Genomic DNA, 25,081 nt, shown 5'->3' with positions numbered 1-25,081 from the left:
ATCAAGTGAAAGCGCTTAGGCAGAATCATAACATTAATAAGGAATAGATGTCTATACCAATTTTCCGATAAGGACTTATTGCTTTATTTATTTAGGTGATTCTCCCTTTATCCCAAGTTGAAAAATATCTCTTCTAACCTCAACTGGTATAGACATCTATACTTTCTGATGGTATTGTAGAATGGTAAAGTACTCAAGGAGTGATTTCAATGACCTCAAATATAGAAAAACTGCTCATACTGAACGGAACCATCTATGCAGAAAATAAAGTGTATGAAAAAGGGTATATCAAAATCGAGAATGGAATGATCACCGAGATCGGTGAACGATCCAGCTTAACCGGTACAGAAGAGTACAAAGTAATTTCTCTTCCCCATGGGTATAGTGTGGTCCCGGGAATGATAGATATTCATATTCATGGCGTCAACGGAGCCGATACCATGGATGCGACCCTGGAAGCCCTTGATACAATGACCGGCACCCTTCCGAAAGAAGGAACCACGAGCTTCCTTGCCACAACCATGACAGAAGGATCCGAGTCAATTGAAAAAGCATTGAAGAATACAGCAGATTATATGGCCAATCATCAAAAAGAGGGTCAGGCAGAAATTCTCGGCCTTCACTTAGAAGGACCGTTCATCAATCCGGACCGGGCAGGCGCTCAACCTCTCGATCGAATCCAAAAGCCGAGCGTCGACACATTTAAACGCTGGCAGGCACTCTCTCAAAATCACATCAAATTAGTCACGCTCGCCCCGGAGCTTGATGAAGATTATGAATTGATCCGTTACTTAAAAGAAAATGGTATCGTCTCTTCAGTTGGCCACTCCAGTGCAACCTTCGATGAGGTCGGGGAAGCCATCGATGCCGGCTTGTCCCATGTGACCCATTTGTTTAATCAAATGTCCGGCCTTCATCACCGTGAGCCCGGAATCGCCGGGGCATCCTTCCTCAGAGAGGAACTGATGGTAGAATTGATTTCCGATGGCATCCACGTCCGGCCTGAAGTGATTCAACTGGCTTTCAATCAGATCACAGATGAACGCTTAATCCTCATCACCGATTCCATGAGGGCGAAATGTCTTAAGAACGGTCAGTATGATCTCGGCGGTCAGATTGTGACGGTCAAGGACGGCAAGGCCATGTTAGATGAAGACACATTGGCAGGAAGCGTACTGAAAATGAACGATGCCTTTTCAAACATTCAATCATTCACGACAAGTGATATGAAAAGTGCGATTAAAATGACAGCAGAGAATCCCGCCAAACAATTAAATGTTTTTGGCCGGAAAGGAAGCCTTGCACCCATGAAAGATGCAGACATCGTCCTATTAGATGAAAATAAAGACGTATACACCACGATATGCAAAGGGAAAATAGCCTATATTCGAGAGGATGACACTCATGAAACGAATTGAAGTAAAAGACTACCAGGAAATGAGTCGAGTCGCTGCAGACTACCTATTATCCAAAGTGAAAACATCCGAAAAGCTGACCCTGGGACTTGCCACCGGAGGCACCCCAAAAGGGCTTTACGAGGTGCTGATTGAGGACCATGAACAAAACGGAACGTCTTATCGACATGTATCTTCCTTCAATCTGGACGAATACATCGGACTATCCCGTCAACACCCGAACAGCTACTACCAGTACATGAATGAGAACCTATTCAAACACATTGATATCGATCCGGAAAACACTCATATCCCTTCAGGAGATGCAGCCGATCCCGAAAAGGAATCCAAGGCGTATGATGAAAAAATCCGTTCCCACGGCGGCATCGATATTCAAGTACTTGGGATCGGAAGCAACGGTCATATCGGATTTAATGAACCAGGGACATCTTTTGAATCCAACACCCATGTGGTGCAACTTGCACAGTCAACCCGCGAGGCGAATGCCCGCTATTTCGATTCTATCGATGAAGTACCGACACATGCGATTACGATGGGAATCTCGTCGATCATGAAAAGCAGGGAAATTCTCCTCCTTGTTTCAGGCGAAGCGAAACAGGAAGCATTAAAAAAATTAGTAGAAGGCACCATTTCTGAAAGCTTCCCAGCTTCGATTCTGAATCACCATGACCATGTAACGGTGATCGCTGATGAAGAAGCTTCGGCACTCGTAAAAGGGTTGGAGTTTGCAAATAAAGATGCGAAGTGAAGAATGAAGATCAACCAATATTCCAAAAAGCGGCGGGTGGCTCGCCGCTTTCCAATAGATTAAAAAATAAACGTAAGAATATGATAAAAAAGCATTGACGAACACTCTGAACTTTCTTATAATAAATCTTGACCGATTCACGGGGCATTAGCTCAGCTGGGAGAGCGTTTGGCTGGCAGCCAAAAGGTCAGCGGTTCGATCCCGCTATGCTCCATACCGAAATGACAAAGGCGTCCTTATTTATACAATAAGGGCGCTTTTTTTATTGTGCGCTTTATGGGTTTATCGTCCTGGTTCTAAGGGTAGTGAATAAAAAGTAAATTTATGGATAAAATAGTGCGTTGTAGAATTTTAAAAAGGAGAATGATATGAGACACATGAAACCACTTTTGATCTTATCCTCCCTGTTCTTCCTTTTAGCAGGATGTCAGGATCATGCTGAAGACGTTTCCATCAAAAAGAAAAACGTCCAGGAACCGGGCACAGCCTCTAAGGAAGTAGATCCATTAAGCATCACACCCCTAGAGTGGATCAACCAGGAGGCAGGTGACCTCTACCAACAATACATAGAAAATAAGAACGGGGCCAAAGATCCTGAGGCATATAGAGAAGCTTCAGATAAAGCCGTGGATGAATACGTGGAAGATGTCCGACAGAAAGAAACGGGTAAATGGAGTGACGAAAAGTGGACACAGTCCATTCTCTCAAGTCTCCAGACGGGATACGGGGGTATTGCCTCTGAGCTTGAAAACTATGAGGTTGTGTACGATGAAATGAAGCTTCCCGACGGCAGACTCCTGCAGGATGTCCCGATGGATGAAATCACCGAGAAAGAAGACAAAAAGGTGAATGTCGCCTTGTTGATCGATTCGAGCGGGAGTATGAAAGCAGACGTGGATGGTAAAAGCAAGATGTCCCTTGCCAAAGAGAGCCTGGAAACTCTTGCAAAGGAGCTGCCCGAATCCGTGAATGTTTCCCTGATCGCGTTCGGACATAAGGGAACAGGAAGTGATGCCGATAAAGAGATGTCGTGCAAGGCAGTCGAGTCCCTCTACCCCCTTCAACCATATGATGAGGGTGCCTTCTCGGAATCACTGACAAAATTCGATCCCAAGGGCTGGACCCCACTGGCATCAAGCATCGAATTAGCCAACGAACAACTTTCTTCCCAAAGTGACGAAAAGACGGAGAATTTCATCTATGTCGTGAGCGACGGAATCGAAACCTGCGACGGGGATCCCGTGGCCACGGCCACAAAGGTAAAGGCGGACAATACCGATGTCAAAATCAATATCATCGGATTCGATGTGGACTCTGAAGCCGACGAACAATTGAAGAAGGTCGCCGATGCCGGTGGCGGAGAGTATTCCTCGGTGAAAACGAAACAGCAATTGTCTGAAATCGAAAATGTGTGGAAAGAAGCCATTAATAAAAATACGTGGAGGTGGTGGGCGGTCAACCGTTTCAGTGACAATGTTTGGACGACAGTCGATCATTATAATGCCTTAAGGGATATCGTCTCTACTTATCAAAGCATGATCCGGAATGAAGAAAACAGAATGATCCAGACACTCAACACCCTCGAAAAAGAGGAGCTCATTGATTCAGAGAAACGCTCTGCCATCTCTTCTCTCCTCGATGAGCGTCAAGAGAAAATCAGGAACTACCTGAATGACCTGGAATCAACGAAGCACAAAGAAGTGAAAACCGTTTCTGATGAGCTGGATAAACGATTGGATGCGATTAAAAAGCAGGTTGGGATATAAACCGGCGGCCGGTCATATGACGGGTCTCTTTTTCAAATGATTTGATTGACTTTTCTGAATACTGTAAGTACCATTTTCCTTATAAGGAAAAGCACGCCGATTACATACGCTTCCTTTTTACGATTTGCATTTCTTCCGGCAAAGATGAAAGGAGAAAGATCATGAATCAGTATGGAAACCATGTCCAAAATCAAATTTATCAGAAGAAGGTCCGTCCCTCAATCCCATTCCGGTTTGAAGAGCTCGAACAAATGGCACGGGAAAAGCTTGAAGATGGCCCTTTTTATTATGTGGCGGGAGGTGCCGGCGGCGAGGAGACTATGCGCGCCAACAGAAGTGCCCTCGACCGCTGGCAGATTGTCCCCCGTATGCTGAATAATGTCCGGAATCGCGACCTGAAGGTGACGTTATTTGGAGAGACCTATTCCTCTCCCCTCCTCCTTGCACCGATCGGAGTTCAATCCATCGTCCATCCTGATGGGGAGCTGGCGTCTGCACGCGCGGCGGCATCCATGAATGTCCCGTTCATTGCAAGTTCAGCGTCCACTTACTCCATGGAGGAAATCGCTTCCGTCATGGGGGACTCCCCAAGATGGTTCCAACTGTATTGGAGTAATGATCTTGAGATTGCTGCCAGTATGCTTAGAAGGGCTGAAGCGTCAGGATACTCCGCTATCGTCGTGACCCTTGATGCCCCGATGATGGCGTGGCGTGAATATGACCTTGAAAACGCCTATCTTCCCTTTCTGTCGGGCGAAGGAGTCGGTAATTACGTGAGCGATCCCGTCTTCCGTTCCAAGCTTAAAGACCCCCCTGAAGTTGACGGGAATGCAGCTGCCATCCTCTGGTCCCAAGTGTTTGGCAATGCTTCCTTGACATGGGATGACCTGGACTTTCTTCGTGAACATACACGCCTGCCGATCCTGCTGAAAGGAATCCTCCATCCCGACGACGCCAAGCTTGCAGTCGACCGGGGAATGGATGGAATCATCGTATCCAATCATGGTGGACGACAGGTTGACGGGGCCATTGGAGCTTTAGACTCCCTTCCGGTGATATGCGACGTTGTGAACGGCCGCATCCCGGTGCTCTTTGACAGCGGCATCCGGCGTGGAGCCGATGTAGTAAAAGCCCTGGCCCTTGGAGCGGATTCCGTTCTCATAGGCAGGCCCTATATGTACGGACTGACCCTTGCAGGTGAACAAGGGGTGAAAGACGTGATCCGGAATATACTGGCCGATCTCGATTTAACCTTGGCCCTTTCAGGTCAATCCTCCATTTCCGAATGTGATCCCTCCCTTCTGACGGACGTGAAGGACGGTTCATTTCATTCGAAGAAAGGGTGGAAGGTACAGCAAACTGCAGGATTCAAGTCATAATGAAGGAGCCTCTGTCTAAACCGCCAGAGGCTTTTTCGTGTAAATGAATTTTTTGGCCCCTTGCCAAGGCTTTTTCCATGGTATACTTTCTTCTACAAAGGGGTTGATAAATATGGAAAAATATCCAGTATTTGAAACAGAAAGATTGGTTCTAAGACAGATTACTATGGAAGATGTCGATTTTCTTTATGAACTCTATACGTCCGTCGACGTTCTCCGCTATTTCGGCATGAGTCCGATTGAATCGAAAGGCGTGGCTGTAAGCATGGTGGAAAACTATGAGAAACACCTGGAATCAGGGGGGCCCATGCGCTGGGCCATCGTGGAGAAAGATTCCAGCAAAATGATCGGGACATGCGGGTTTCATGGCATTTCGAAGGCTTATAAACGCTGTGAAATCGGATATGACCTTCATCCCGGCCAATGGGGTAAGGGAATCATGGGTGAAGCGCTCTCCCCTTTACTTCGTTACCTGTTCTCAGAAAAAGGAATGAATCGCATAGGAGCAGTGATCGTTCCTTATAATATGGCGTCATTACGGGTGGTTGAGAAGCTTGGGTTCAAGCAGGAAGGTTTACTGAGGGAATATATCCTTCAGGATGACCATGCATTTGACGCAAATATGTACAGTTTGTTAAAGAAAGAATGGCTTTCCGAGTTTTAGACGAACCTGAAAAGGAAATAATGGTCAGTGCAGATGAAAAAGGAGCTGGTAGAATGGTACAGCAAATGTTTCATGGGTTCTTGCGCTGGCCTTTAGTTATTCGAATATTTACGATCGCCATTACGCTGATGATTTCGTTCGGCACGATCATTCACTTTATAGAGCCTGATACCTTCCCCTCTTTATTTGATGGGATTTGGTGGGCCATCATTACAACATCCACTGTAGGGTATGGAGATTTTGTTCCAAAAACAATGGAAGGAAGATTTCTCGGAATTGTCCTGATCCTTGTTGGTGCAGGCTTTCTCTCAACCTATTTTGTCACTCTCGCAGCGGAAACTGTCATGACACAAAATGCCTACCTGGAAGGAAAGGCAGCATTTAAAGGAAAAGAGCATGTCATCATCGTAGGCTGGAATGAACGGACCCGTGAGGTGATCAATCAGCTCACCTCCCTTCACTCCAAATGTGATATCATTCTGGTCGACGAAACCCTTCACAAGAATCCCTACAAAAATAACCATATTCATTTCGTCCGCGGAACCCCATTTAAGGACGCCATCCTGAAGAAAGTCAACCTTCAGGAAGCATCCATTGCCATCATCACCGCAGACCAAAATAAAGATGAAGTGACATCTGATATGAATTCCGTCCTGACGCTCCTTGCCATTAAAGGAAATCATCCGGAATTATATACCGTGGTCGAAATTCTTCAGAAGGACCAGGTCGCAAATGCCAAACGGGCAGGTGCCGATGAGGTCATTCAAACGAATATGCAGACAAGCTACGTGATGATGAACAGCATTATCTCCCAAGGGATGTCTAAAACGATCTTAAAGCTGTTGAATCACCTTAAAGGAAATAATCTGAAACTGATTCCCGTTTCTGATGAATACATCCATGAAAATTTCCACTCTTTAAGCTCCCATCTCTTAAAGAACAACATCATCCTTTTAGGCATTAAAAAAGGAGAACACACTTCCGTGAATCCTCCTTTAACGACGATTGTTGAAGCATCAGACGAGCTTCTTGTAATTTCTAACTAGAAAACAATGTGCTCTCAAGTTCTTTCACAAGTTCTTTCCCCACAGCAATGTACTCTTCAGGAAAGCTCGCATCGGGATCCTGTGGCTCAGAGAATTGGTTGACGGAACCGGAGAAGCTTCCCGTTGACGCAAAATCATCCAAACCGATCTGATATTTATGGGAAAGAAGGAACGGTTTACCGAATTCAACGGTAGCCCCCCTTGAGTCCAGTTGACCGTCCACTGAGGTAAACGGCACTCTTAAAAATTGATACCCGACCTCGTCATCAATTTTATAATCGAAGTAGCCGTGATCGTAATCCCAGTTACCGCCTATCGAATATCCAAGCGGCTTTAAAAGCTGTTCCAGTTTATACAGTTGATAATGCTGTCCTTCAATGCTTGATGAAAGCTCAATCACGTAGATGCATCCCCTTTCTTTTAGGGATAGTTTCTCCTAAAAGAAAAGAAAAATGTAAAAAGAGCACTGAGATTTACTCAGTGCTCCTGTTCATTATTTCAGACGTTTTTCAAGCTCGGCTTTCTTCTCTTCAAAGCCTGGTTTACCAAGAAGGGCAAACATATTCACTTTATATGCTTCCACTCCCGGCTGATCGAATGGATTCACACCAAGAAGGTATCCGCTCATGGCACATGCTTTCTCGAAGAAGTACACAAGGTAACCGAATGTGTAGGCATCCATTGCAGGAATTTCCACGATCAGGTTAGGTACCCCTCCATCTGTATGGGCAAGCAGTGTACCTTCAAATGCTTTATTATTCACGAAGTCCACAGTTTCACCAGCAAGATAATTCAATCCATCCAGGTCACTGTCCGCTTTCTCGATTTTCAGCTCATGACGGGGCTCTGAAACCTTGATGACTGTTTCGAAAATGTCACGGCGTCCTTCCTGAACATATTGTCCAAGAGAATGAAGATCCGTTGAGAAGTTTGCAGAAGAAGGATAAATGCCTTTTTGGTCTTTTCCTTCACTTTCCCCGAACAGCTGCTTCCACCATTCAGCAAAGTACTGAAGTCCCGGCTCATAGTTGATGAGCATTTCAATGGTTTTGCCTTTGTTGTAAAGGGCGTTTCGAACCGCGGCATATTGATAAGCAGCATTCTCAGTCAGCTCGGATTTGCTGAAATCTTCACGGGCTTGTGCGGCACCGTTCATCATCGTTTCGATCTCCACTCCGCTGACGGCAATTGGCAGTAATCCTACTGCTGTCAGGACAGAATAACGCCCCCCGATATCATCTGGAACGACGAATGTTTCATAGCCTTCGTCCGTTGCCAGTGTCTTCAATGCACCCTTCGATTTATCCGTCGTCGCATAAATACGCGTGCGGGCTTCTTCCACTCCGTACTTTTCTTCCAGCATATTGCGGAAGATACGGAAGGCAAGCGCAGGTTCAGTCGTCGTACCCGACTTTGAGATGACATTGATGGAGAAGTCTTTTCCATCAAGAAGGTCCATTAAGTCTTTCATGTATGTGGAGCTGATATTTTGCCCGACAAATAATACTTGTGGAGTGGAACGCTTTTCTTTCGGCAGAGCATTGTAGAAACTGTGATTCAGCATTTCAATCGCTGCACGGGCCCCGAGGTAAGATCCACCGATACCGATCACAAGAAGGATATCGGAATCATTTTTGATTTTCTCCGCTGATTTCTGAATGCGTGAAAATTCTTCTTTGTCATAATCCACTGGCAGGTCGATCCAACCAAGGAAGTCACTCCCGGCACCTGTTTGTTCATGAAGTGAATGATGGGCAACCTTAACCGCATCACTTAAATATGTAAGTTCGTGTTCTCCAAAAAACGATAACGCTTTTGAATAATCAAAACGAATGTGTGTCATAACCATCCTCCGATTAAAATATTTTCTTCTATCTCACTTTATCGAAAGCTGACCCGAGAATCAAGAACGCTCTCTTTATGAAAACGCGTCCATGATAAACTTTTTATTTATGCCAGGCCTCACCTGTTTATGTTCCCCTAATTACTGGGAAGAAAACCCTATATTTCGGGAACCAGTGGAAATATAGAGGGACGGACCTTGCTCGCCAAGGTCCGTCCCTCTCCTTACATTATAGTGATGCTCTTAAAATCGCAAGAACGTCGTCTTTGTTCAGTTTATTGAAGTTACCGAATTCGCCGTTGACCATGGCTTTGTCTGCCATCAGGTCAATTTGGCTGTCGTCGATATCATAATCCGCCAAGCGGGTTGGTGCACCGAGGCTTGACCAGAATTCACGAAGCTTTTCGATCCCTTCAAGGGCCACTTCTTCTTCTGATTTACCGGCTGGATCGACGTTGAATACGCGTTCGGCCATTTGGGCAAAACGTGAAGGGTTCACTTTCAGGTTATGCTTCATCCAGTTCGGGAACAGGATTGCAAGTCCACCGGCATGTGGGATGTCATATACAGCTGACACGGCATGTTCGATGTTATGGCTTGCCCAGTCACCGTTATAACCCATTTGCAGCATTCCGTTAAGTGCAATCGTACCTGAGTACAGAATCGTTTCACGAAGCTCATAGTTTTCAAGATCATTGATCAACTTCGGAGCCGTTTCGATCACTGTTTTCAAAACAGATTCACACATGCGGTCTTGAAGCGGTGTGTTTGTCGCGTTATTGAAATATTGTTCAAACACGTGACTCATCATGTCCACCATGCCATAGATTGTGTGATCCTTTGGTACGGTAAACGTATTTTCCGGATCCAGGATGGAGAATTGAGGGAATGTCGCCGGGCTTCCCCAACCATATTTTTCATTTGTTTCCCAGTTCGTGATAACCGATCCGGCGTTCATTTCAGAACCCGTCGCAGCGAGAGTAAGAACCGTTCCAAATGGAAGGGCTTCTTTCGCGAAAGCTTTCTTCGTTACAAGATCCCATGCATCTCCATCATATTTTGCGCCTGCAGCGATTGCTTTCGTACAATCGATGACGCTCCCGCCACCGACGGCTAGTATAAAGTCGATGTTCTTTTCCTTAGCGATTTCCACTCCTCGTCTAACAGTAGAAAGACGTGGGTTCGGCTCAACTCCGGATAATTCAAATACTTCACTGTCAATCCCTTTCAGCATTGACATCACTTGATCGTATAAGCCGTTACGCTTGATGCTTCCCCCGCCATAAACGACAAGCACTTTTTTCCCATATTGAGGTACCAATTCTTTCAATTGTTCTACTTGTCCTTTACCAAAAATCAATTTAGTTGGATTGTAAAATGTAAAATCATTCATTTTTGTTACCTCCTTTTATTGTGTAAGGGCCGATTTATTTCGTTACCCAAAAGGTTCTTAGCACATTTTCTATTATCGAATATATCATCCCCAAATTGCAAAGAACTTGCACAAGGAAATTTTACTATGGACATTTTGAATAGGAATGGGCTAAGAGGGAAACTTATAAATGAGCCATTGAATAGAAGGAGGAAAACAACATGAGTGGTATTCAGCGTATTGCTTTGGTTCTTACGATCATTGGTGCTATCAACTGGGGACTTATCGGTTTCTTTCAATTCGATCTTGTTGCAGCGATTTTCGGCGGTCAGGATGCTGCCCTATCCAGGATCGTTTACGGTTTAGTAGGGATTGCAGGCCTCATCAATCTTGGTCTGTTATTCAAACCGACGGAAGAGCTTGAAAGAGAACCTCGTACAGAACCAACCAGATAAAAGAATTAACACAAAAGGTGACCCGGCCAGGGTCACCTTTTGTCATTTCAATAATTTCTTAAGAATCTGCATCCCGAATCGTGCGCTTGGATATCGGAAGCTCATATCGAATTTCGTCGTCTGCTTCAAGATACTCTTATAATGGGAAAAGGTTGAAAAGCTCGATTCCCCGTGATAATTTCCTATTCCACTCTCCCCTACCCCGCCGAAAGGAAGATAAGGCGTTACGATGTGCATGAGGGTATCGTTAACGCATCCGCCCCCATAGGAAATCGATCCATTGATTCTCTCTTCCGTGATGGGGTTTTCCGTGAACAGGTAAAGCGCCAAGGGTTTCGGCCGCTCCGTTACAAAATCGATGACTTCATCGAGATCTTCATACTCTATGACAGGAAAAATCGGTCCGAATATTTCGTCCTGCATCACAGGCACAGAAAAATCCCTCGGCTCCATTAACGTCGGTTCGATTTTCAGGGTGCCGGGATCCACATTGCCCCCCAAGAGGATTTCCCCGTCTTCCAAATAGCCGGTCAAACGATCGAAATGTCTCTCGTTGACAATCCGGCCGAATTTATCGCTGATCAGCGGTTCTGTTCCATAAAAGTCAATCACGGTTTTCTTAAATTCAGTGATGAATTCATCTTTCTTGCTTTTATGAATAAATAAATAATCCGGTGCGATGCACGTCTGTCCTGCATTTGTCACTTTCCCGAAAGCAATACGCTTGGCGGCAAGAGGGATATCCGCCGTTTCATCGACAATACACGGGCTTTTCCCACCGAGTTCAAGAGTTACCGGGATCAACTGCTTGGCCGCCGCTTCCATGACCACTCTCCCGACAGGCACACTCCCGGTAAAAAAAATATAATCAAAAGGCTGTTTGAGAAGATTCTGGGTCGTCTCCACCCCGCCCTCTATGACAAACAACTGCCTTGGATCAAAATGCATATTGATCATTTGAGCGAGCAGTGCAGAAGTAGTCGGGGTGAGCTCAGACGGTTTTATGATCGCCGTATTCCCTGCTGCAATCGCTCCGATGACCGGTGCCAGGGCGAGCTGGATGGGATAATTCCACGGTGCGATGATCAAGGTGACTCCGTATGGCTCCGGCACCGTATAGGCCTTCGATCCAATATGGGTTTTCGCCGTTTTCACTTTTTTCGGTTCTGCCCACTCATCTATATTCTTAAGGACGAAACGAATCTCCTCCAGTAGGATGCCGATTTCTGTCACATACGCTTCCATCTCGGATTTATTCAAATCTTGTTTGAGGGCACTGATGATTTCTTTTTCATGATTTTTTATAACGGTGGAGAATTTCTCCAACAAATCTTTTCTGTATTGAAGGGGACGGGTCACCCCGGACTTAAAAAATTGCTTATGCTGTTGAAGGCTTGCTTCTATCGCATCGAGAGAAGCTTCCTCTATGAACAATTCAGTAGACATTTGTTTCCCTCCGAATCTTTAATGTTTATAAGTTTAAACATAAGAACAAAACTTCCATGCAATAATGTAGATATACCTCTACCCATTTTCAGTGATTTTACCCTAAACCACCGCTTCCTAATCATTTCTACATTCATTTCGGGAACTCCTTTAAATAAAAAAAGAACGCACCTCATACAAAATGAGAATACGTTCTTCTTATTCATGCGATCGTTACACCCAACCTCTAAATCTTGAGGCTTCAGCCATTTTGCGTGCGCCGACCATGTATGCGGCTAGTCGCATATTCACTCGACGATTCTGAGATGTTTCGTATACATTGTTGAAAGCTTCGACAAGTTTAGCATAAAGCTTCTCGTTTACTTCTTGTTCTGTCCAGTAGTACCCTTGATTGTTCTGAACCCATTCGAAATAAGAAACCGTTACTCCTCCGGCACTTGCAAGTACGTCCGGCACGAGGAGGATCCCTCTTTCCGACAGGATTCGGGTTGCTTCGAAGGTAGTAGGACCGTTTGCAGCTTCTACCACAATGGATGCTTTAATATCATAGACATTTTCTTCCGTGATCTGGTTTGAAATTGCTGCAGGTACAAGGATGTCACACTCGAGTTCCAGTAATTCCTTATTTGAAATCGTGTTTTCAAATAAAGTCGTTACGGTACCGAAGCTGTCCCTGCGATCCAACAGATAATCAATATCCAAACCGGCCGGATCATGGAGAGCACCATGGGCATCGGAAATCGCGATGACCTTCGCACCGGCATCATTCATGAATTTCGCAAGGAAACTTCCGGCATTACCAAAGCCCTGGATGACGACGCGTGCCCCTTTAATATCGATGCCGCGTTTTTTTGCTGCTTGTTCGATACAGATGGTCACACCTTGAGCCGTTGCTTTTTCACGACCTTGGGAGCCACCGAGGACAATCGGTTTTCCTGTAATGAATCCTGGTGAGTCATTTTCACGAAGACGACTGTATTCATCCATCATCCAAGCCATGATCTGAGAGTTTGTGTACACATCAGGTGCCGGGATATCCTTTGTCGGCCCAACGATCTGACTGATGGCACGTACGTAGCCGCGGCTCAGCTTTTCCAGTTCAGTGAAGGACATCGTACGCGGATCACAGATGATCCCGCCTTTCCCTCCACCATATGGCAGATCCACAATGCCGCATTTCAAGCTCATCCACATGGACAAAGCCTTAACTTCCTCTTCATCCACTTCAGGATGAAATCGTACGCCGCCCTTTGTCGGCCCCACTGCATCGTTATGTTGTGCACGATAGCCTGTAAATACTTTAATACTGCCATCGTCCATTCGAACAGGGATCCGGACGGTCAACATACGGATCGGCTCTTTCAGAAGTTCATACATTTCTTCCGTATATCCAAGCTTCGATAAAGCATCATTGATGACATGCTGTGTAGAAGTAAACAGATTAAGGTTTTCTCCCATTGTAAACATTCGCCTCTTTATTATGTGATCTGAAACGTTGTTATTGTAACATATTACCGTATCTTAAACCATTGACTTGGGAAAGAAATAATTTTTATTTTCAAGCGTTTTCAAGCCCGATTTAAGAAAAAAACTTCTCAGCCCGCTGGTGATATCAAGATAATACTTTTTTGATTCTTTCGATGGCCCAATCGAGGTCTTCTTGTGAAATGACCAGCGGCGGGGCAAAACGGATGACTGTATCATGCGTTTCTTTACAAAGCAGTCCTTCTTCTTTCAGTTGTTCACAGTATTTGCGGGCCGGTTCTGTCAGTTCCACCCCGATAAATAATCCGCTGCCACGAACTTCCTTAATCATAGGATTATCTATCTCACGAAGTTTACTCATAAAGTATTCTCCCATTTGAAGGGAACGGCCAGCAAGATCTTCATCGATCAATACATCAAGGGAGGCGACAGACACCGCGCATGCCATCGGATTCCCTCCGAACGTTGATCCATGGGACCCTGGATTGAATACGCCCAGTACTTCTTCATCTGCAACCACACATGAAATCGGGAATACTCCCCCACCAAGTGCTTTTCCAAGGATGTACATATCTGGATCGACATCTTCCCATTCACATGCAAACATCTTTCCGGAACGGGCCAGCCCTGCCTGGATTTCATCTGCAATGAACAGGACATTATTTTCCTTACATAATTCATAAGCCGCTTTCAGGAAGCCTTTTGGAGGGAATACGATCCCTGCTTCCCCTTGGATCGGTTCGATGAGGAACGCAGCTGTGTTTGGTGTGATGGCTTCTTTCAACGCATCAAGGTCCCCGTAAGGAATCAGGTTGATACCCGGAAGCATCGGACCGAAACCGCGCTTGTATTCCTCTTCTGAAGAAAGGGAAACAGCTGTCATCGTCCTTCCGTGGAAGTTTCCGTTACATGCGATGATTTCTGCACTGTTTTCGGCAACGCCTTTTACATCGTATGCCCAGCGGCGAGCCGTCTTGATCGCCGTTTCCACAGCCTCAGCCCCCGTATTCATCGGAAGTGCCATGTCTTTACCTGTCAGCTGACAGATTTTTTCATACCAAGGTGCCAATTGATCATTATGGAACGCGCGTGATGTCAGTGTCACACGGTCTGCCTGATCCTTCAGCGCCTGGATGATCTTTGGATGACGATGTCCCTGATTGACCGCTGAATAAGCGCTCAGCATATCCATATACTTATTGCCTTCAGGATCCTTTACCCATACACCTTCTGCTTCTGAAATAACGATTGGAAGTGGCAGATAATTCTTGGCACCATACTTTTCTGTTTGTTCAATAATCGAATGCGTACTTACTGTCATACTGATTCCTCCTTACAAATTTTAAAACTTTATCATTTTTTATAAAAGGATGGAGCCCCTGTATCAAGGCACCTCCCGTTTTCACTGTTTTTTGTTTGAAGGTGGAGCAGAAGATCATCCGGTCTGCCCCCTTTAAACAAAGATTTTATTTTTCCTCATTCAAATGTGCAAAAAAAATTTGCATTTAGAAAACCCTTACACTTATAATAATGCAAAAGATAGTTGCGTTTTTCAAGAGTTTTTTAAAAATTTTTTATAATCCCATTCTTTTTGTGATTTCCGCTGAGATGAAGGCATGTACCCATTCATGTCAATATGGAAAATCTTCACCATAAATAATATAAATTGTACCTTTTACAGTAAGAACCTATGTTTAAAAAGAGGAGAGAAACAGCATGCTGGAATCTGAAAAACGATTGTATATGTATGAAAAAGTCGCTGAACATCTCGAATCAGGCGTCCATGTCATCGATTCTACCGGGAGAACCATCATCTACAATCGCAAAATGCGTGAAATCGAAGGAATGGAAATCGAAGACGTCCTCGATAAAAACCTGCTGGATGTTTTTCAATTTCACTCCGAGGAAGAGAGCACCCTGTTAAAGGTCCTGAAAACAAGTAGACCTACCCTTAATGTAAAGCAGACCTATTTCAATATGAACGGAATCGAAATCACGACGATGAATGACACATTCCCGATTTTTCACGATGAGGTACTGATCGGAGCCATCGAAATTGCCAGGGATATCACCAAACTCGAGAAGGTGATGAGGGATCATATACATAAAAAGCCCAGCAGCTTCTTCACGTTTGACAGTATCATCGGGCACAACCCCCGCCTCAAGGACGCTGTCGAAACAGGAAAGCAGGCGACGCGGACCTCTTCCCCTGTCTTGATCTGTGGTGAAATCGGGACAGGGAAGGAACTGTTCGCCCAAAGCATTCACAACGACAGCGCCCGTGGCAATCGTCCTTTCATCACCCAGAATTGCTCTTCACTGCGCGATGAGACGCTCGAAGAAATTCTCTTTAACGACAAGGGTGAGGATAAAGTTCCTGAAGACCGCCGTCCCTCTCTCTTCCGTCAGGCTCAGGGAGGAACACTCCTCCTCGACGAAATCAACTCATTAACCCCTTCCCTCCAGGAGAAACTGCTAAACTTCTTTTCAAGAGGGACGGACCTCCCATTCGACGTGAGGGTGATGGCGACGGTGAACGAAGATCCGATCGACGCCATTGCAGAAGGACGGTTATTAAAGGATCTTTATTATCGTCTCAGCATCGTTTCTGTCTTCATTCCTTCTCTCCGTTCGAGAAAAGAAGACCTGCCTGAGCTTGTGGATTATTTCATCAATCAGTTCAACCATCACTTCGCCATGAATATTAAGGAGATCTCCGACGAAGTCTGTTCGATTTTCCAACAGTATGACTGGCCGGGGAACGTTCGGGAGCTCGAGCATGTCCTGGAAGGGGCATTCAATCTCGTAGGCTTCGAGGAGGAAATAGGGTTCAAGCATCTTCCATTCGGATTCAGGCAGAGGATCCATCATACGGCAACAGGTGACGAAAGCCGGGATGGAACGGAATTCCTCTATCAATCAGGCACGGAAATCAAACCGTTGGAGCTCTTCATAGAGGAAGCCGAAACCTATTATATTCAGAAAGCATTGAAATACCATGAATTCAATATTACCAAGACCGCGAAATCACTCGGGATGAGCAGACAGAACCTGCAGTACCGGATAAGGAAGTACGGGATTGAGCGGAATTCGTTTTGATTTGCTGGAGGCCACTTTCTCTTTTTGGGGGAAGTGGTTTTTTTGCGGGTTGTGGGGTGGCGGTCGGCCGCGGGGCAAACCGCAAAAAAAGACAACCTGTAAAAACAGGCTGCCTCTAAAAGTATTTACACTTTCATCAATTTCGAATCCGTAATGAAGCGTACACCTTCCGTGGATTCGAGGGAGAATACTCCCCCTCTACCTTCTCTCACATCCAATATGATCCGGAAATGCTTCCAATATTCATACTGTTGTTCGTTCATATAAAAAGGACAGTCGTCTACAGTACCTACCAATACATCACTGTCACCGATGATCAGATCATCTTGACTCAAACACATAGGGGAACTGCCATCACAACATCCACCGGACTGATGAAACAGGAGGGCACCGTGCTTTCCCTTTAACGTTTCAATCAGCTGGAGGGCTTGTTCTGTCGCCTCTAGTCGCTGTTCCATTTTAGAAGAATCCTAACGCTTTCGGACTATAGCTGACTAGCAGATTCTTTGTTTGTTGATAGTGTGACAGCATCATTTTATGATTTTCACGTCCGATACCGGACATTTTGTAGCCCCCGAATGCTGCATGTGCAGGATATTGATGGTAGCAGTTGGTCCAGACGCGTCCTGCCTGAACTTCTCTGCCGAAACGGTAAGCCGTGTTCATGTCACGTGTCCACACACCCGCCCCAAGTCCATAAAGAGTGTCATTGGCGATTTCAAGTGCTTCTTCCTTCGTCTTGAACGTTGTCACGGAAACAACCGGTCCAAAGATTTCTTCCTGGAAAATACGCATCTTATTGTCGCCTTTGAATACGGTCGGCTTCACATAGAACCCTGTTTCATGATCGCCTTCGAGTTTATTCTGCTCTCCACCGATCAGTACTTCTGCTCCTTCTTCTTTTCCGATTTCAATATAAGAGAGGATTTTCTCCAATTGTTCTTGAGAGGCCTGGGCGCCGAGCATCGTATCTGTATCCAGCGGGTTCCCCTGCTTGATCTGCTTCACACGTTCAATCGCACGCTCCATGAACTTATCGTAAATGGATTCCTGGATCAGGGCTCTTGAAGGGCATGTACACACTTCTCCCTGATTCAAGGCAAACATGACGAACCCTTCGACGGCTTTATCAAGGAAGTCATCATCCTGGTCCATGACATCTTCAAAGAAGATATTAGGTGATTTTCCGCCAAGCTCCAAGGTAACAGGAATGATGTTCTGTGAAGCGTATTGCATGATGAGGCGGCCGGTTGTCGTTTCACCCGTGAAGGCTACTTTGCCGACGCGCTTGCTTTGAGCAAGCGGCTTCCCTGCTTCCACCCCAAATCCTTGTACCACATTCAATACACCTTTTGGCAGCAGGTCTTCAATCAGTTCAACCAGTACCATGATGGATGCAGGCGTCTGCTCTGCTGGCTTCAGTACCACACAGTTTCCTGCAGCAAGGGCAGGGGCGATCTTCCATACGGCCATCAGGATCGGGAAGTTCCAAGGGATGATCTGTGCCACAACCCCGATTGGTTCATGGAAGTGATAAGAAACCGTATCGTTATCAATTTCTCCAAGTGATCCTTCCTGACCTCTGATACATCCGGCGAAGTAGCGGAAATGATCGACTGCCAGAGGTAAGTCCGCAGCCATCGTTTCACGAACCGGCTTCCCGTTATCCCATGTCTCGGCTACCGCAAGCATTTCTAGGTTCTCTTCCATGCGATCGGCGATTTTATTCAGGATATTGGCTCTCTCTGCTACAGACGTTTTCCCCCATGCGTCTTTCGCTGCATGCGCCGCGTCCAATGCTTTTTCTACATCCTCTTTGTTTGAACGGGCGATTTTGGTGAATACTTTGCCCGTTACAGGAGATACATTTTCAAAATATTCCCCGCTTGCCGGCGGAACATATTCCCCACCGATAAAGTTCTCATATTTGTCTTTGAATTGGACCAACGAACCTTCCGTATTCGGATTATTATAAAGCATCTAAGTTCCTCCTGATTTTATGTATTTTCAAAAAGTTAAGCGCTTTCATTTTTTATTATATGTCATTTAGGAGGTACGGACAAGTATATTGTTTCAAAATTCATTATTTTTTGTTAATTTATTTATAAACAAAGAAAAGACCGGCCCTCATAGAAGGCCGGTCTGTTTATACATCTATTATTTCTTGATTAGATCTTCACGTTCTGATTGCTCGATCCACTCTTCAAGCTTGTCTTTAAGAGTGTTAAAGCCAGCTGGTGTTGTTTCTTCGTTAGCTTGCTTCACACTTCCTTGACCTTGACGGCGAGGCTTTTTCGCAGCTGCAGGTTTTGCTTGTTGAGCAGGAGCTTCTTCTGTAGCACGGATAGAAAGGCTGATTTTACCAGCTGCTTCGTCCACTGATAATACTTTAACCTTTACTTCGTCGCCTACTGAAAGGTGCTCACTAACGTCTTTAACAAATCCGTGAGTGATTTCAGAGATATGGACTAATCCTTGAGTTTCTTCGTCAAGTGCAACGAACGCACCGTATGGTTGAATGCCTGTAACTTTACCTGTTACAACAGTTCCTGTTTCGAATTTTGTAGTCATGGTAACACTCCTAGTATATATATTATTTTTCGTCTTTACACGCAATTGTAGATTATATCATAGAATCGGGAATTCGGCAAAGGGAAATTCTTTGCCTTCCTTCATTAACATCCTACTCTCCGTCTATAATTGCTTTCTCACTAGTTATGCTTCCCAATTATTCATATTATTAAAACAGAATGCATCAGGATCCCTTTGTTATGAAAGGCTGTTGGGGATACAGAATACCAGCTTCACGAATTTACCAGTATCTACTATAATATGTCAGCTCTCTATCCTTTGAAATCATGCCGACTTTGCAAAAAAAAAAGCCGACCCAATCAAATATGGGTCAGACTAAAAGTTCCGGACAGTCGTTGACTTTTTCTTTCTTTGCTTTTGGATAAAAGGAACGGCATATAACATGAAAGCTGCGATATGTGCGAATGCAAGATTTGCCACGAACAGACTCCACAGGGTTACATGTCCCCAGCCTCCGAGTTCAGGTACCGCTACATAATAGATAAACACTGACCATAAGGCTATAACAAATGGGATATGAAGAACCGCCCATTTACGATGTTCGACCCAAAGAAAAAGTGGAGTTGCCGTTGCGACGAATAGGTATACTAGAAAGACATCCATTTCAATTCCTCCATTTCTGTAGTAAACGCTTTCAATTGTGGCGAAAAAAAGAATAATTTGTGAACGTTTTGTTACAATTAGTATACTACATATTCAGAAAATTTCCAGTCTATTTGCCTTGTTTTTAACTTCTTTTCTAAAAATTAGTTGAAAAGTAATGTTTTTAAGCGTTTTCATCCATAATAAATGGAAATGAGATGCTGACATTCTGATTACTTCCTTCATTGAATCCCTTTACCTTCCCTTTACCCCATTTATTGAAAATTTAAAAATCCGGTGTACAGAGGTACTAAAACATAGTACGATTGAAAAATCTTATTTTTTGAAAGGAGGATCTTACGTATGGCCAAGAAAGATCAATGGACTTCTAAGATAGGCTTTATTCTGGCAGCGGCAGGTTCTGCCATCGGCCTGGGCGCAATTTGGAAATTCCCTTATATGGCTGGAGCGAATGGCGGGGGTGTTTTCTTCTTGCTCTTTATACTTTTTACCGTTTTAATTGGGACCCCCATCCTTCTCGCTGAATTTGTCATAGGAAGGCGTGCCGGAGCGGATGCTGTTACTTCTTATAAAATACTGGCCCCTCATTCCCGTTGGCACTGGATCGGTTATTTAGGAACGGTGGTGTCATTCATCATCTTATCCTTTTACAGTGTGGTGGGAGGATGGATCCTTTCCTATTTGGCAAGAAGTGTGACAGGCTCTCTGATAGGAAAATCGCAAGAACAATATGGCGCTTTGTTCGAAAGCATCATAGCGAATCCAATAGAAGTGCTGATCGCTCAGTTCGCCTTCATCGTTATTACCATTCTTGTTGTACAGGGCGGGATACAAAAAGGGATCGAACGTGCCAGTCGCTATATGATGCCTGCACTATTCATTTTATTTATTATTCTGGTGATCCGGTCCCTGACGTTGGATGGCGCGATGGAAGGTGTACGCTTCCTGTTACTGCCGGATTGGAGTTATTTGAATGGAGAGACGGTCCTCCTCGCACTGGGACAAGCATTCTTTGCTTTAACGGTCGGTCTATCCGTCATGGTGACGTATGCATCGTATCTATCTAAAGAGGACAGCATGCCAAGGTCCGCCATCAGTGTTTCTGGTCTGAATATCTTCATTTCCCTACTGGCAGGTTTGGTGATATTCCCCGCCGTATATGCACTCGGCTTTAAGCCGGATGAGGGTCCCGGGATTGCCTTCGTGGTCCTTCCTGCCGTGTTCAATGAAATTGCATTCGGCGGGATATTCCTAACTGTGTTCCTTATCCTGTTATTGTTTGCCACCCTGACATCCGCTTTCTCCATCCTTGAAATCGGTGTCGCTGCATTGTCCAAGGGGAATCAGAACAAACGGGTGCCGTTTACTTGGCTGATCGGGATCCTGGTTTTCATTGCGGGAATTCCGAGTGCCCTATCATTTGGAGTATTCGATGAGTTTCTTATCGGAGGAAAGAACTTCTTCGACTTCGCCGATTATATTACGAGTAACTTCGGATTGCCTGTAGGTGCTTTACTTATTTCCATCTTCGTATCCTACCGATTGAAACGTGAGGACGTCTGGCATGAACTTCAAGCCGGTTCATCCATCTCCAGGGGCTTATTCAACAGCTGGATCTTCCTGCTTCGCTACATCGTACCAGTAGCGATCATACTCGTTTTCATATCGTGATTCATAAAGGTCCGTCCCTCATCAGGGACGGACCTTTTATTTATGTAACATTTTGTTCACGGGTTACCGGGCTAATTTTTTCCAATTGGTGATAAACTAAAAATAGAAGGAAGGTAATTCATGAGGAGGGATTTGGTTATGTCTCATTTTGGTGAAAATTTGAAACGAGTAAGAGAAGAGCGTAAATTATCTCAACAGGAACTGGCTCTACGGGCAAGATTGGGCACGAAAACGATTGAGAAATATGAATCTGATCTGCAGATACCCGACACCCAGACCATTCTTAAGCTTTCCACGGTTCTTGATATCCCTGCTTCCGAACTTATGGAACGGGAAATGAAAGAGCATCCTTCTGCAGGCGTCGATGCCGAAATGGAGCAGCTGATCAGAGAATTGGGGCCCAAGCGGACGAAGCTCATTCTCCGCAAAGCCAAGGAATTCACCGAAGAAGATTTTTTACGGGTGATGCAAATGCTATATGAACTGAAATATGAAAAAAACCAATCTTAAAAACTTTTTTTAAAAAATGATGTATAGAGAAAAATAAAAGGGGTCATACTGAAAATAAGCTTTCTAAGTATTCCCCCTTTTGTTTTCATTTGTTGGACGATCATTGTATCGTCCTATTTTTTTGTGCATTTTTTAAGGGTGCCGGTACCACCAATTGGGTTCCGGCACCCTTTCCTTATGTGTGATTCTCCACAAACCGTTTCATCCGTTTCACAGCTTCCTGCAGCTGTTCCATGCTTGATGCATAAGAACAACGGATAAATCCTTCTCCACCTTTACCGAACACGTTACCGGGCACGACCGCCACTTTTTCTTCCATCAGGAGTTTTTCTGCAAATTCCTCGGAGGACATTCCCGTTTTTTGAATGGAAGGAAAGGCGTAGAAGGCTCCTCCCGGGGTATGGCATGTTAACCCAAATTCGTTCAGGGAGTCGACGAAATAGTGACGTCTGTGACGGTAGCTTCTCTTCATTTCCATCACATCGTCCATCCCTTTATCCAGTGCCTCGACTGCTGCATATTGAGCAGGCGTCGACGCACACATCATGGCGTACTGATGGATTTTCAATAAGGATGAAGCAATCTCTTCAGGGGCGCATATATAGCCGAGCCTCCAGCCCGTCATGGCGAACCCTTTCGAGAAGCCGTTGATGACGATGGTCCTTTTTCTCATATCTTCTAATGAAGCGATTGATACATGGTGATGGTCATAGGCAAGCTCCGCATAAATTTCATCTGAAAAGACGACGAGGTCATGCTTACGGATCACTTCAGCCAGACTCTCTAAGTTTCCCCTTTCAAGGACCGTCCCTGTCGGATTGTTAGGGGAACAAAGCAGCACAGCTTTTGTCTTTGGCGTGATGGCTGCTTCGAGTTCTTCAGCTGTGACCTTGAAGCCATTTTCCGGTTTGGTTTCGACCGTTACCGGCACTCCTCCCGCCAATTGGACGAGAGGAACGTACGAAACGAATCCCGGTTCCACGATGATCACTTCATCACCCTGATCGATGATGGCCCTCATACTGATATCAAGGGCCTGTGAAGCCCCGACCGTCACGATGATTTCCGTTTTCGGATCATAGTCAACCGAGTATCCCTCTTTCATATACCGGGCAATCTTTTCCCTTAACTCGAGAAGTCCTGCATTTGCAGTATAGGAGGTATACCCCTGTTCCAAGGATAGAATCGCCGCTTCCCTCACCGTCCAGGAGGTGACGAAATCCGGCTCCCCTACGCCCAAGGAGATGACTCCTTCCATATTGGCAGCAAGATCAAAGAATTTCCTGATCCCTGAAGGCTTTAAATTCTTAACGGATTGAGCTATGTATGATGTCTTGGTTGTCATGGTGACACCACGATTCTTCTATCTTCGCCATGATCACCGAAGATCGTTCCATCATGCTTATATTTTTTCAATTGAAAATGTGTGGTCGTTGATAAGACAGAATCAAGGGTCGAGAGCTTTTCTGACACAAATGTCGCCACTTCATGCATGGACCGCCCTTCAACCGTCACGGACAAATCGTAGGCTCCTGACATCAGGTAGACGCTTTTCACTTCTTTATACCGGTAGATCCTGTGAGCCACTTCATCAAAGCCCACACCTCTTTTCGGAACGACTTTTACATCAATCATGGCGGTCACCCCTTCATGGCCATCCACTTTCGACCAGTCCACAATCGAGCTGTATCTGACAAGAATATTCGCTTTTTCAAGCTTTTCAACCGCTTCCTCAATTTCCTTTGCCGGCACTTGAAGCATTTTCCCTAAATCTTCTGTCGAAATTCTTGCATCCTTCTGTAAAATCCTTACTAAATCAAGCTCCATTTCTCTCAGTTGCATTCTGCTTCCTCCTCATCACCACTAAATGGTTTCATTATATCAGAAGTCACGTATATGAAAAGAGTCAACCTATTTTCCCCTTCAATGGGATTCGATATGTCAGAACTATCGAATCAGGGTGTTAAATGTGTAATTGAGGGTAAAATATCTATACATTAATCAGAGAGGAGTGAGGAAAATGCAAGAAAACGATTTCTCCAGAGTGGTGGAGGTGAACGGTACCGATGTTTACTTTGAATATCACGAGCATCCCACTGCCTCAGAAACGTTCGTCCTTCTTCATGGATTCCTGTCATCCACCTTCAGCTTCAGACGGCTTACACCCCTTTTGAAAGAACATTATAATGTCATTTCCATCGACCTTCCTCCCTTTGGAAACAGCGGGAAACATAACAGCTTCGTTTATTCATACGACAACCTTGCCAATACGGTCATCGATCTACTGGACCACCTGAAAGTCAGCAATATCCACTTGACCGGTCATTCAATGGGTGGCCAGATCGCCTTGAATGTGATGAAAAAAGCCCCTGACCTGGTGGAAAAAGGCGTCCTCCTATGCAGTTCCGGATATCTCAAACGGATGAATTGGCCCGTCACGATGCTGAGCCGCATCCCTTTCTTCCATCTTTACGTGAAACTGTGGCTTACCCGTTCAGGGGTCCGGAATAACCTTGAAAACGTCGTGCATGACTCTACAATGATCGACGATGAAATGATGTTCGGCTATTTGAGACCTTTCCTGGAGGATGATATTTTCAAAGCGCTGACAAGGATGATACGGGACCGCGAAGGAGATCTATCAGTGAATGATCTGCGGAATATTCAAACCCCCTGCCTCCTCGTGTGGGGAGAGCATGACAGGGTGGTGCCTTTATCAACAGGGGAGAGGCTGAATCAGGATATCCCGGACTCGCAACTCGTGGTACTGAAAGAGACGGGGCATCTTGTACCGGAAGAAAAACCACGGGAAGTATTGGAGAATATTCAAACATTTGTTTCCGCTGCCACAGAAGAAGTATCGGACGGGGCGAGGACTGAGCCTCTATTTCAAAAAGGACTTTCCCAGACGCTTCTAATTGAACCGTAGGGAGAAGTCCCTTTTTTCTTGTGTTTGGATAAAGTGAGTGACGGTAAGACGTATCATT

The 25,081-nt window shown here is 45.1% G+C and carries 23 protein-coding genes and 1 tRNA gene; 12 read left to right on the top strand and 12 right to left on the bottom strand.

From position 1 onward, the window contains the following. Nucleotides 1–209: 209 nt before the first annotated feature. The 7 genes from nagA (at nt 210) to AM506_RS14035 (ending at nt 7,018) form a co-directional block, all read left to right on the top strand. A complete protein-coding gene (gene nagA / locus AM506_RS14065) occupies nt 210–1,418 on the top strand; it encodes an N-acetylglucosamine-6-phosphate deacetylase (RefSeq protein WP_060673120.1) in 1,209 nt (402 codons plus the stop codon). Then, complete coding sequence (nagB, locus tag AM506_RS14060) at nt 1,405–2,163, top strand: glucosamine-6-phosphate deaminase (RefSeq protein WP_060673119.1); 759 nt, start codon at nt 1,405–1,407, stop codon at nt 2,161–2,163. Before nagA ends, nagB begins: the two co-directional genes overlap by 14 nt. Nucleotides 2,164–2,304: 141 nt before the next feature. After that, nucleotides 2,305–2,377: transfer RNA gene (locus AM506_RS14055), tRNA-Ala, on the top strand. A gap of 154 nt (nt 2,378–2,531) precedes the next feature. Continuing rightward, entirely contained in the window at nt 2,532–3,929 is a 1,398-nt protein-coding gene (locus AM506_RS14050) for a vWA domain-containing protein (RefSeq protein WP_060673118.1), read from the top strand. A 161-nt stretch (nt 3,930–4,090) separates the two neighbouring features. Beyond that, on the top strand, nt 4,091–5,308 hold the full coding sequence (locus tag AM506_RS14045; protein ID WP_060673117.1) for a lactate 2-monooxygenase: 1,218 nt from the start codon (nt 4,091–4,093) through the stop codon (nt 5,306–5,308). A 112-nt stretch (nt 5,309–5,420) separates the two neighbouring features. After that, nucleotides 5,421–5,972, top strand: a complete 552-nt coding sequence (locus AM506_RS14040) for a GNAT family N-acetyltransferase (protein WP_060673116.1) — start codon at nt 5,421–5,423, stop codon at nt 5,970–5,972. A 53-nt stretch (nt 5,973–6,025) separates the two neighbouring features. Beyond that, a complete protein-coding gene (locus AM506_RS14035; RefSeq protein ID WP_060673115.1) occupies nt 6,026–7,018 on the top strand; it encodes a potassium channel family protein in 993 nt (330 codons plus the stop codon). Here the strand turns inward: AM506_RS14035 and AM506_RS14030 are convergent. The 3 genes from AM506_RS14030 to AM506_RS14020 all read right to left on the bottom strand — a co-directional run bounded on the left by AM506_RS14030 (nt 7,011) and on the right by AM506_RS14020 (nt 10,254). Continuing rightward, on the bottom strand, nt 7,011–7,418 hold the full coding sequence (locus AM506_RS14030) for a YugN-like family protein (RefSeq protein ID WP_060673114.1): 408 nt from the start codon (nt 7,416–7,418) through the stop codon (nt 7,011–7,013). The two genes, AM506_RS14035 and AM506_RS14030, sit on opposite strands and share 8 nt — an antisense overlap. A gap of 93 nt (nt 7,419–7,511) precedes the next feature. Next, complete coding sequence (locus tag AM506_RS14025; RefSeq protein WP_060673113.1) at nt 7,512–8,861, bottom strand: glucose-6-phosphate isomerase; 1,350 nt, start codon at nt 8,859–8,861, stop codon at nt 7,512–7,514. Nucleotides 8,862–9,090: 229 nt separating this feature from the next. Further along, complete coding sequence (locus AM506_RS14020; RefSeq protein ID WP_060673112.1) at nt 9,091–10,254, bottom strand: iron-containing alcohol dehydrogenase; 1,164 nt, start codon at nt 10,252–10,254, stop codon at nt 9,091–9,093. Nucleotides 10,255–10,454: 200 nt separating this feature from the next. Here AM506_RS14020 and AM506_RS14015 point away from each other — a divergent pair, with 200 nt between their 5' ends. Continuing rightward, the gene (locus AM506_RS14015; protein WP_060673111.1) at nt 10,455–10,688 is read left to right on the top strand and encodes a DUF378 domain-containing protein; all 234 of its coding nucleotides are present in this window, start codon (nt 10,455–10,457) and stop codon (nt 10,686–10,688) included. A gap of 42 nt (nt 10,689–10,730) precedes the next feature. Here the strand turns inward: AM506_RS14015 and AM506_RS14010 are convergent, their stop codons facing one another. The 3 genes from AM506_RS14010 to AM506_RS14000 all read right to left on the bottom strand — a co-directional run bounded on the left by AM506_RS14010 (nt 10,731) and on the right by AM506_RS14000 (nt 14,940). Continuing rightward, a complete protein-coding gene (locus AM506_RS14010; RefSeq protein ID WP_060673110.1) occupies nt 10,731–12,134 on the bottom strand; it encodes an aldehyde dehydrogenase in 1,404 nt (467 codons plus the stop codon). 213 nt (nt 12,135–12,347) lie between these two features. After that, complete coding sequence (locus AM506_RS14005; RefSeq protein WP_060673109.1) at nt 12,348–13,592, bottom strand: Glu/Leu/Phe/Val family dehydrogenase; 1,245 nt, start codon at nt 13,590–13,592, stop codon at nt 12,348–12,350. Nucleotides 13,593–13,746: 154 nt separating this feature from the next. Further along, complete coding sequence (locus tag AM506_RS14000) at nt 13,747–14,940, bottom strand: ornithine--oxo-acid transaminase (RefSeq protein ID WP_060673108.1); 1,194 nt, start codon at nt 14,938–14,940, stop codon at nt 13,747–13,749. 395 nt (nt 14,941–15,335) lie between these two features. Here AM506_RS14000 and AM506_RS13995 point away from each other — a divergent pair, with 395 nt between their 5' ends. Continuing rightward, nucleotides 15,336–16,718 carry a sigma-54 interaction domain-containing protein gene (locus AM506_RS13995; protein WP_060673107.1) on the top strand — a complete coding sequence of 461 codons (1,383 nt, stop codon included), beginning with the start codon at nt 15,336–15,338 and terminating at the stop codon, nt 16,716–16,718. A gap of 125 nt (nt 16,719–16,843) precedes the next feature. On the opposite strand, the gene AM506_RS13990 is transcribed toward AM506_RS13995, so the two are convergent. The 4 genes from AM506_RS13990 to AM506_RS13975 form a co-directional block, all read right to left on the bottom strand. Next, nucleotides 16,844–17,176: a DUF779 domain-containing protein gene (locus AM506_RS13990; RefSeq protein WP_060673106.1), complete on the bottom strand. Its 333-nt coding sequence runs from the start codon at nt 17,174–17,176 to the stop codon at nt 16,844–16,846. A 1-nt stretch (nt 17,177) separates the two neighbouring features. Further along, complete coding sequence (adh, locus tag AM506_RS13985) at nt 17,178–18,698, bottom strand: aldehyde dehydrogenase (RefSeq protein WP_060673105.1); 1,521 nt, start codon at nt 18,696–18,698, stop codon at nt 17,178–17,180. A gap of 177 nt (nt 18,699–18,875) precedes the next feature. Continuing rightward, nucleotides 18,876–19,289, bottom strand: a complete 414-nt coding sequence (gene yugI, locus AM506_RS13980) for a S1 domain-containing post-transcriptional regulator GSP13 (RefSeq protein ID WP_034763847.1) — start codon at nt 19,287–19,289, stop codon at nt 18,876–18,878. Between the two features lie 336 nt (nt 19,290–19,625). Then, entirely contained in the window at nt 19,626–19,913 is a 288-nt protein-coding gene (locus tag AM506_RS13975) for a spore morphogenesis/germination protein YwcE (protein WP_060673104.1), read from the bottom strand. 342 nt (nt 19,914–20,255) lie between these two features. On the opposite strand from AM506_RS13975, the gene AM506_RS13970 reads away from it, so the two are divergent. Next, nucleotides 20,256–21,584 carry a sodium-dependent transporter gene (locus tag AM506_RS13970; protein WP_060673103.1) on the top strand — a complete coding sequence of 443 codons (1,329 nt, stop codon included), beginning with the start codon at nt 20,256–20,258 and terminating at the stop codon, nt 21,582–21,584. A gap of 138 nt (nt 21,585–21,722) precedes the next feature. Next, nucleotides 21,723–22,094 (top strand): helix-turn-helix domain-containing protein, encoded by a 372-nt coding sequence (locus AM506_RS13965; protein WP_060673102.1) that lies wholly within the window; start codon nt 21,723–21,725, stop codon nt 22,092–22,094. Nucleotides 22,095–22,269: 175 nt separating this feature from the next. Here the strand turns inward: AM506_RS13965 and AM506_RS13960 are convergent, their stop codons facing one another. Together AM506_RS13960 and AM506_RS13955 are read right to left on the bottom strand one after the other, a co-directional pair. Next, entirely contained in the window at nt 22,270–23,439 is a 1,170-nt protein-coding gene (locus AM506_RS13960; RefSeq protein WP_060673101.1) for an aminotransferase, read from the bottom strand. Next, nucleotides 23,436–23,936 (bottom strand): Lrp/AsnC family transcriptional regulator, encoded by a 501-nt coding sequence (locus AM506_RS13955; protein ID WP_060673100.1) that lies wholly within the window; start codon nt 23,934–23,936, stop codon nt 23,436–23,438. The genes AM506_RS13960 and AM506_RS13955 overlap by 4 nt, the downstream gene beginning before the upstream one ends. Before the next feature lie 178 nt (nt 23,937–24,114). On the opposite strand from AM506_RS13955, the gene AM506_RS13950 reads away from it, so the two are divergent. Further along, on the top strand, nt 24,115–25,023 hold the full coding sequence (locus tag AM506_RS13950; RefSeq protein ID WP_060673099.1) for an alpha/beta fold hydrolase: 909 nt from the start codon (nt 24,115–24,117) through the stop codon (nt 25,021–25,023). Nucleotides 25,024–25,081 lie beyond the last annotated feature (58 nt).

Origin of the sequence: Rossellomorea vietnamensis (assembly GCF_001305855.1) — a bacterium.
GTDB lineage: Bacteria > Bacillota > Bacilli > Bacillales > Bacillaceae_B > Rossellomorea > Rossellomorea vietnamensis_A.
The sequence above is the reverse complement of the archived record's forward strand: the minus strand, read 5'-3'. Positions and strand labels throughout refer to the sequence as shown.

What these genes read in the sequence shown, in the direction of transcription:
- AM506_RS13955 (WP_060673100.1), bottom strand. Translation starts at nt 23,936, where the DNA reads ATGCAACTGAGAGAAATGGAGCTTGATTTAGTAAGGATTTTACAGAAG.
- AM506_RS14035 (WP_060673115.1), top strand. Translation starts at nt 6,026, where the DNA reads ATGGTACAGCAAATGTTTCATGGGTTCTTGCGCTGGCCTTTAGTTATT.
- AM506_RS14020 (WP_060673112.1), bottom strand. Translation starts at nt 10,254, where the DNA reads ATGAATGATTTTACATTTTACAATCCAACTAAATTGATTTTTGGTAAA.
- AM506_RS13990 (WP_060673106.1), bottom strand. Translation starts at nt 17,176, where the DNA reads ATGGAACAGCGACTAGAGGCGACAGAACAAGCCCTCCAGCTGATTGAA.
- AM506_RS14015 (WP_060673111.1), top strand. Translation starts at nt 10,455, where the DNA reads ATGAGTGGTATTCAGCGTATTGCTTTGGTTCTTACGATCATTGGTGCT.
- AM506_RS14010 (WP_060673110.1), bottom strand. Translation starts at nt 12,134, where the DNA reads ATGTCTACTGAATTGTTCATAGAGGAAGCTTCTCTCGATGCGATAGAA.
- nagB (WP_060673119.1), top strand. Translation starts at nt 1,405, where the DNA reads ATGAAACGAATTGAAGTAAAAGACTACCAGGAAATGAGTCGAGTCGCT.
- adh (WP_060673105.1), bottom strand. Translation starts at nt 18,698, where the DNA reads ATGCTTTATAATAATCCGAATACGGAAGGTTCGTTGGTCCAATTCAAA.
- AM506_RS14025 (WP_060673113.1), bottom strand. Translation starts at nt 8,861, where the DNA reads ATGACACACATTCGTTTTGATTATTCAAAAGCGTTATCGTTTTTTGGA.
- AM506_RS13965 (WP_060673102.1), top strand. Translation starts at nt 21,723, where the DNA reads ATGTCTCATTTTGGTGAAAATTTGAAACGAGTAAGAGAAGAGCGTAAA.
- nagA (WP_060673120.1), top strand. Translation starts at nt 210, where the DNA reads ATGACCTCAAATATAGAAAAACTGCTCATACTGAACGGAACCATCTAT.
- AM506_RS13960 (WP_060673101.1), bottom strand. Translation starts at nt 23,439, where the DNA reads ATGACAACCAAGACATCATACATAGCTCAATCCGTTAAGAATTTAAAG.
- AM506_RS14000 (WP_060673108.1), bottom strand. Translation starts at nt 14,940, where the DNA reads ATGACAGTAAGTACGCATTCGATTATTGAACAAACAGAAAAGTATGGT.
- AM506_RS13975 (WP_060673104.1), bottom strand. Translation starts at nt 19,913, where the DNA reads ATGGATGTCTTTCTAGTATACCTATTCGTCGCAACGGCAACTCCACTT.
- AM506_RS13950 (WP_060673099.1), top strand. Translation starts at nt 24,115, where the DNA reads ATGCAAGAAAACGATTTCTCCAGAGTGGTGGAGGTGAACGGTACCGAT.
- AM506_RS13970 (WP_060673103.1), top strand. Translation starts at nt 20,256, where the DNA reads ATGGCCAAGAAAGATCAATGGACTTCTAAGATAGGCTTTATTCTGGCA.
- AM506_RS14050 (WP_060673118.1), top strand. Translation starts at nt 2,532, where the DNA reads ATGAGACACATGAAACCACTTTTGATCTTATCCTCCCTGTTCTTCCTT.
- AM506_RS13995 (WP_060673107.1), top strand. Translation starts at nt 15,336, where the DNA reads ATGCTGGAATCTGAAAAACGATTGTATATGTATGAAAAAGTCGCTGAA.
- AM506_RS14040 (WP_060673116.1), top strand. Translation starts at nt 5,421, where the DNA reads ATGGAAAAATATCCAGTATTTGAAACAGAAAGATTGGTTCTAAGACAG.
- AM506_RS14005 (WP_060673109.1), bottom strand. Translation starts at nt 13,592, where the DNA reads ATGGGAGAAAACCTTAATCTGTTTACTTCTACACAGCATGTCATCAAT.
- AM506_RS14045 (WP_060673117.1), top strand. Translation starts at nt 4,091, where the DNA reads ATGAATCAGTATGGAAACCATGTCCAAAATCAAATTTATCAGAAGAAG.
- yugI (WP_034763847.1), bottom strand. Translation starts at nt 19,289, where the DNA reads ATGACTACAAAATTCGAAACAGGAACTGTTGTAACAGGTAAAGTTACA.